This is a genomic window from Corallococcus sicarius (genome assembly GCF_003611735.1).
GTDB lineage: Bacteria > Myxococcota > Myxococcia > Myxococcales > Myxococcaceae > Corallococcus > Corallococcus sicarius.
In genome coordinates, this window is the sequence record NZ_RAWG01000414.1 from 1 (window position 1) to 6,852 (window position 6,852).

Consider the following 6,852-nt stretch of genomic DNA (forward strand, 5'->3'; position numbering starts at 1 on the left):
GGGAGGGGCGCGGGGTGGTGTGCGCCAGGGTGCCCCTCCATACGCCGGGCTTCGGGGGCGGGTTACACGGCGGGGGTTTTCACTGGCCGACACCCGCCGGGACGCGGAGGCCTGGCTGGGGGTTGTGGGCTCCGGGTGCGTGCCTAGCTTGGCGGCGCCCATGAAGAATGAACTGCACCCGAAGGCAGCGAAGCCCGTCCGCGTAGCGCATGTGATGTATGGCCTGGAGATGGGCGGGCTGGAACAGCTGGTGGTTCGACTGTCGGACCATGGCCGCTCCCGGGGCATCGACTCGGTGGTGCTGGCGCTGGGGCCCGACGGCCCGGTGCGCGAGCTGCTCCAGCGCGCGAACATCCCCACCGTGTGGCTGGGCGGGCTGGCAGGCATGACGCCCACGGCCATCCGCCGGCTGGCCCAGGAGGTGGACGCCTTCGGCGCCGACGTGGTCCATGGCCATGACGTGGGCCCCTGGCTCAACGCCGTCGCCACGAGGACGCTGCGTCCGCGCACGCCGGTCCTGGGCACCTTCCATCAGACCGTGGAGCCGCAGGGAAAGCTGCGCCCCGCCGCCATGGCCGCGGCGGTCTTCACCCAGTCGCTGGTGGCGTGCGGCAGTGAAGTCCGCGCCAGCCTGGAGCGCTGGAGCCCGAAGCTGCTCTCCAACGTGGTCACCATCGAGAACGGCGTGCCGCTCACCGTGTCCACGGGCGCCGAGGCCCGCCGTGACGCGCGCGAGCGCCTGGGGCTGCCGCAGGACGCCACCGTGGTGGGCTACCTGGGCCGCCTGTCCGAGGAGAAGGGCCCGGACCTGCTGGTGGACGCGTTCCTGCGCCACTTCGCGGACGCGCCGGGCACGCACCTGGTGATGATCGGGCCCGGCCCGATGGAGGCCGCGCTGCGCGCTCGCGCCGCTGCGTCTCCGCTCGCCGGTCGGGTGCACTTCACGGGCGCCCTGCTGGAGGCCAGCAAGCTGCTGCCTGCCTTTGATGTCTACGTGCAGCCCTCCCGTCGCGAGGGCCGCTCGCTGTCGCTGCTGGAGGCGATGGCGGTAGGGCTCCCCACGGTGTCGCACGCCATCCCCGCCATCCAGGAGGTGCACCGCGATGGCCAGACGGCGCTCCTGGTGCCGTCGGGTGACGTGGACGCGCTCGCGGGCGCGGTGAAGCGCCTGGCCAATGACGCGGATCTGCGTGCGCGCCTGGGCGAGGCCGCGAAGCGCGAGGCGCAGCGCTACTCGCTCTCCACCATGGTGGACACGTACGCGCAGCTCTACCGGGGGGCCGCGGCTCGCGCCCAGGCGTGAGCGCGACGAAGCTCCAGGTGACACCTTCCATCCTCCATGTGCGCAGTACGTGCGGCCTGTACGGCGCCGAGCGGGCGTTGCTGTCGCTGGCCGGAGCGACACCGTCCCCGTGGAGGGCGCAGGTGTGCAGCCTGGTGTCTCCGGGGCGCGCGGACGTGCTGTCAGGCGCCGCGCGCGAGCAGGGGCTGGAGGCCCTGACGCTGGAGGTGCCCGGCCGCTTCAGCGCGATGGCCGTGGCCACGCTGGCTTCGGAGGTCCGTCGCCGGGGCGTGGGTGTCATCCACGCGCATGACTACAAGTCGCTCACGCTGGGCGCCGCCGCGAGCGCGCTGGCCGGGGTACCCCTGGTGGCGACGTACCATGGGGACACCGGCGCCACGCCCGCGTTGATTGCCTATGAGGGATTGGCGCGCGTGCTGGGCAACTGCACGAGCGCGGTGGCGGCGGTGTCCCGGGAGCTGGCTTCGCGCCTGCGCCGGTACGTCCACCGCTCGCCGGTGGTGTACATCCCCAACGCGCTGCCGCTCGCGAAGGCCTGCACGGAGGCAGAACGCCTCCAGGCCCGTGAGGCGCTGGGCCTGTCGCCGAACGTGTCTGTGATTGCGCTGGTCGGGCGCCTGTCGGTGGAGAAGGGTCCCCAGGTGCTCCTGGAGGCCCTGCGGATCCTGGACCGGACGCCCGGCGCCACGGTGCCCACGCTGCTGCTCGTGGGGGATGGTCCCTTGAGGGAGTCGCTGGAGGCCCAGGCGCAGGGGTTGCCGGTGCACTTCCTGGGGTTCCGTTCGGACGTGCGGGACGTGTACGCGGCGGCGGACGCGGTGGTGATGCCGTCGCTGCGCGAAGGCATGCCCCTGGTCGCGCTGGAGGCGATGGCGGCGGGACGTCCGCTGGTCGCTTCGGGCGTCGGTGAATTGCCGCACGTGCTGGGCACGGGGCGCGGGCTGGTGGTGCCTCCGGGCGACGCGAACACGCTGGCTTCCGCGCTCGCGGGGCTGCTGTCGGCGCCCGGCTGGCGTGAGCGGATGGCGAGCGCCGCCCGCGAGTACGTGGTGGCCCACCATGCGCCGGAGCGGATGGCGCAGCGCTACGTGGAATCGCTCTACCTGCCGGCGATGGATGCGCCTGTGTCACACGCGGCGGTCGGGTAGGGGAGGGCGATCCGCAAACTCCGGCAAGGGAGGCGGAGGGAATCGAACCCACGGGCAAGGCGATAGGAAACCCCAAGCAGGACGCGCTGTTACCCACCATCGCCTTGATCTCACGTCGGTTCGTTGTGCCGCCCTATCCCGTCTTGCCCCGTCTTGTCCCGTTCTCATCCCCGCTGGAGGGCACACTGGGGGGCACATGCGCCCGGCCTTCCGCTACCTCGTGGTGATGTCGTCCAAACGCACCGACGAAGGGCGGTGGCTCCGGAGTCCCAGCTCAACCAGGGCTTGCCCCGCTTCCGTCACGGCCTTCTCCAGTTCCGCAGCGGCTTCCTCCTGTCCGAAGAGGACACCCTTCCCGAGCCAGCCGTTCAGCTCCGTCGCCAACGCCCGCGCCGACGGGTAGCGGTCAGCGGGCGACGGCTGAAGCAGCTTGCGAAGCGGCAGGCGCAGGGGCTCGGGGAGCTTCGCGGTCAACGCCTCCAGGTCCGCCTGTGTGTAGGTCGCCGCGCGCCAGATTGCCGCCTCCGTCCGGACGTCGCATCCCGCCAGCCGGGCCCGACGAATCGCACGCCGGACGCGCACGAGCTTCCGCTTCGACAGCGAAGCCTTCACCTCTTCCGTCACGTCGTCCGGGGCATCCAGCAGGTTCCGACCCGTGGCCAGTTCGAGCATCACCACGCCCAGGTTGAACAGGTCTGAGCGCGCATCGACACGACCGGACAGGAGCATCTCCGGGGACGCGTAATAGGTGTCCCCCTGCGGCCGGTGCACGGTGGAGGAAACACGCCCGGGCAGCGAGGACAGCGCGAGGCCGAAGTCAGAGACCCGCACGTTGCCCTTCCAATCAACGAAGACGTGGTCCAGGTCGATGGCACGGTGAACGATGTTCAAGGGGTTGCCGTTCGCGTCCTGCGCCTCGTGCGCGTGCGCCAGCGCTTCCGCGACCCGCGCACCGACGTGCAGCACGAAGAGCGGAGAGAACCAACGACGGCACTCCGAGACGATGGTGAGCAGGTCGCACAGGCTGTGACCGGAGGGATGCTCCGTGATCACGTACCAGTAGCCTTCCGCCTTCTGCATCCCCTCGACGCGGAAGATGCCCGGGTGATCCAGGAAGGAGGCAAGGCGCACCTGCTCCTCCAGCTTCGCTCGCGCCCGCTTCACGCGCGTCATTCCCTGGTCGCTCGAAACGCCAATCGCCTTGAGCAACACCCGGCCCTTGATCTGCCCCTCTTCCGTGCGACGCCGCGCCACCAAGAGACTGATTCCGTGATGTGCCTCGCCCAGGTCATCGCGGAACTCGTACTGGAAGCCATCCTTCGTGAAGAGGATGGACCCTCTTGGAGCCTTGAACTCGACTGCCGTCATCCGCCGTCTCCTCTCGCCCGGGCAACATCCCGACGCGGTCGGCGGCATGTTACCTGTGGGATGCGAAGGAATGGAAACACCCCAGGAGGTCGTGTCCCGCAGCGAGCGGGGTCCGGCGAAACCGACCACCTACCCAGGACGTCTCCCCGTCCCGCTCAGGGCCAGCGGTCCACAACGTGTCCGCGAACGATGTTCTGTTGGGCCTTCACCCGGCCATCCTTGAAATCCTTGGCGGGGATCTCCACCACGAAGCAAACCGGCTGCTCGTCCTGTCCAGGAAGCTTCGCGCGGTCATATCGAATGACGGCCGCCGGCCCTTCAACGCGACCCCTCGTGTCAGGGGTGTAGTAGGCCGTGCCATAGAAGCGCGTTCCGGGAGGAGCCACCTGCTTCTGTCGTGGATCGGTTGCGCCCTTGGGAACAACCGCCACCACCGCCCCACCTGCGGTAAGCCAGGGTGCCTCACTCGTACCGTAACGGTCATCCGGAATGACCAGGAAGGAGTCGCCCGCTTCCCAGGGCGTGCCCACTTCCCAGTGAAGCTCTTCCCGCATGGCCCGTTCCGCACCGGCTGGGCACGTGAACGCCTCGGGGCGAATCTGGGAGCCGGGGCAGCCCGCCGCCAGCGCCGCCACCAGGGACAGCGAAGCGCACCCGACGGCACCAGGGGTTCGCTTCTGCATGCGGGTCGCGGCCTGGGGGGGCGCTTCGAGAGACGGGGTCTTCACGGGTGAACCTTCCTTGGGGGCGGCGACGATTTCGGGTCCCGGAGTGGATACAGGCGCCGGGCCAGTGGGTGACATACCAGGGGCTGGGAGCGTGGACGGCGCGGAACGAGCGGTGCCGGGTGGGGTCGGCGAGGCCAGCACAGGCGGTGCCTGCGGGGGCGACGCCCCAGGGCGAAACCAGAAGGCCGCGACGGCGACAAGCGCGACGACAGCGACGACGCCCGCGAGCCAGCGCCGCGTATCGCGGGGGCGTGGCATCAGGCTGACGTGCCGTTTGAGCGGGGAGGGATGAAGCGACGGCACCAGTGCGGCAGGGAGCACGCTGCCAGCCGGTTCAACCTGCCGCTGTTCAGAGGGGGCATGCACCGGCACGTCGTAGTCGCTCCCGGGAGCGGCGAGCAGCTCCGAGAACTCGCGACGTAGCGCTTCGGTATCGACCGGACGCCGCTTGGGGTCACGAGAGAGGATGTCGTCAACGAGATCACTTAGCGCTTCGGGAACGCGGGCATTGACCGCGCGAGCAGCGGGCGGCGGCGCGACCGGGCTGTTCAAGGCAAAGCGCCCGTTGAACTCCGTGGGGCGTGGATCCGTCAGCAGCTCATAGAGCATGGCGCCGACCGCGAAGATCTCGTCCGCCACCTTGAAGGCGTACCGCACCCGGTGCTCGTCCTTATGCTCCCGCAGGAATTGGAACTGCTCGGGGGCACGGAAGCGATCTGTCCCTGGGGGCAACCCGCCATCCGTCAGCTCTTCAGCGAGCGTGTGGATCGCACAACTGAAGTCGATGATGACGGGCTCGCCGTCACTCTTGCGGATGAGGACATTGCTCGGCTTCAAGTCGCGATGAAGCACGCCCCGCCCGTGCATGTAGGCCAGTGCGGCGCATAGCTTGTCGAAGACCCGCAGGATCTCGCGCACCGTGGGGTGTTTGCGCTCCTTCCATTCCGCCAGCGTCCAGCCCTCTACGTAGTCGAGTGCAAGGTAGGCGTTGCCACTCTCCGCGTAGCCGTACCCCCGGTGCCCGACGATGTTGGGATGGTCCAGCAGGAGCAGCACCGTCAGCTCGCGCAGTGTGCGGGCATGAGTCTTCTTGAAGTCCCCGCTGGTTTCACGGTGACGCGCGATCTTGAGCGCGCATTGAATCCCGTTCTTCTCCACGCGGTAGACGACAGCGAAGCCGCCGTTGCCAAGCTCTCCAGTGACGCGCCATCCGTCCACGACGGCCCCTGACGGCAGTCTGAGCAAGGTCGCGGTCATCGGGTTCTCTCTGGAGTGTGCGTGGGGAAGCGCACCTTCTGGATCGTGAGGCTTCGTCCCCCATCCCCGCGCACCTCCAGGGTGAAGCTGGGGCTGACCTCCAATCCTTGCGTGTTAGCCACCACAAGCATCCGCCGCTCCTCCCCTGGAGGAATCGCTACCCCCTGGACGTTCACGAGCCGTGCGCTCAAAGGTCCCCCCACCCGGCCCACCAGCCGTGCCTCCCGCGGCGTCCATGCTGGCCGGTCCGGCTCGTTGAAGATCAGGAGATCCACCAGCACCCACCCCTTGCCCCGGAAGGACACGACCTTGCTTGACGAAAGCCCCTGGGCGCCGGGCTCAATGATGTTGACCTTGGAGGTCGTGACTCCCATCTCGTCCACGTAGCCCAGCAATACGAAGTCCTCCGGCTGCGGCACCTTGGATTGAGCGTCCGTCGGACAAGTCTCGTTCGGCGGCGCGGGGCGCTGCACGTCGATCCGCGTGTCCACTTCCGCCGGGTCGGTCACCAGCGAGAAGGCGGCCCTCGCGGGTGCTTTGCCGTCCGCAAAGAAGACCCCCATCTCCTGCTGCTCGTCCTTCCTGAGGTCGGACACGGCCTGGACGATGACCGACCGCTCCCCCGCATCCAGGACGCGAATCCGCGAATCGTCGAAGGTGAGGGACTTCCGCTGAATCGGAGAGGGAAAGAACAGCAGCGTCATCGTGTCCTGCGCAACCCGGACGACGGGCAGCGGGTCGGCGGACGTGCCGGCGATGGTCACGGAGCGCTTACGCTCACCGCGCGCTCCCGTGGGCCGCTGAGCCTGCGCAGCAGTTCCCCACGCGAGCGCCAGCATCAGGGGAAGAGCCAATCTGAAGGGTTGGAGCAAGGATGCGTGACCTCCCGAATGGGAAGGCTACCATCGCGGATTCGCGGAGCCTGTCAACGTGAATGAGACAGTGGATTCGAGAGATTACTGCGCAGCCTGATGTGAAGAGGCAAGCCGCGCGGGGTTGTTGATCCAGACGGCGTTCGGAAGGGCCTGCGGCTTCGGTGGGCCGTGGG

General features: G+C 68.7%; 5 protein-coding genes. 2 read left to right on the forward strand and 3 right to left on the reverse strand.

Annotation, left to right across the window (positions count from 1 at the left end; translation table 11 throughout):
• The first annotated feature begins 160 nt into the window (after positions 1–160).
• Positions 161–1,303 carry a glycosyltransferase gene (locus D7X12_RS37310; RefSeq protein WP_120629960.1) on the forward strand — a complete coding sequence of 381 codons (1,143 nt, stop codon included), beginning with the start codon at positions 161–163 and terminating at the stop codon, positions 1,301–1,303.
• Positions 1,300–2,451: a glycosyltransferase family 4 protein gene (locus tag D7X12_RS37315; RefSeq protein ID WP_120629961.1), complete on the forward strand. Its 1,152-nt coding sequence runs from the start codon at positions 1,300–1,302 to the stop codon at positions 2,449–2,451. The genes D7X12_RS37310 and D7X12_RS37315 overlap by 4 nt, the downstream gene beginning before the upstream one ends.
• Before the next feature lie 213 nt (positions 2,452–2,664).
• Here the strand turns inward: D7X12_RS37315 and D7X12_RS37320 are convergent, their stop codons facing one another.
• The 3 genes from D7X12_RS37320 to D7X12_RS37330 form a co-directional block, all read right to left on the reverse strand.
• Positions 2,665–3,819 carry a protein kinase domain-containing protein gene (locus D7X12_RS37320; protein ID WP_120629962.1) on the reverse strand — a complete coding sequence of 385 codons (1,155 nt, stop codon included), beginning with the start codon at positions 3,817–3,819 and terminating at the stop codon, positions 2,665–2,667.
• Between the two features lie 155 nt (positions 3,820–3,974).
• Positions 3,975–5,804: a serine/threonine protein kinase gene (locus D7X12_RS37325; protein ID WP_120629963.1), complete on the reverse strand. Its 1,830-nt coding sequence runs from the start codon at positions 5,802–5,804 to the stop codon at positions 3,975–3,977.
• Positions 5,801–6,676 (reverse strand): DUF2381 family protein, encoded by an 876-nt coding sequence (locus D7X12_RS37330; protein ID WP_120629964.1) that lies wholly within the window; start codon positions 6,674–6,676, stop codon positions 5,801–5,803. Before D7X12_RS37330 ends, D7X12_RS37325 begins: the two co-directional genes overlap by 4 nt.
• Between the last annotated feature and the right edge of the window lie 176 nt (positions 6,677–6,852).

What these genes read in the sequence shown, in the direction of transcription:
- D7X12_RS37310 (WP_120629960.1), top strand. Translation starts at nt 161, where the DNA reads ATGAAGAATGAACTGCACCCGAAGGCAGCGAAGCCCGTCCGCGTAGCG.
- D7X12_RS37320 (WP_120629962.1), bottom strand. Translation starts at nt 3,819, where the DNA reads ATGACGGCAGTCGAGTTCAAGGCTCCAAGAGGGTCCATCCTCTTCACG.
- D7X12_RS37325 (WP_120629963.1), bottom strand. Translation starts at nt 5,804, where the DNA reads ATGACCGCGACCTTGCTCAGACTGCCGTCAGGGGCCGTCGTGGACGGA.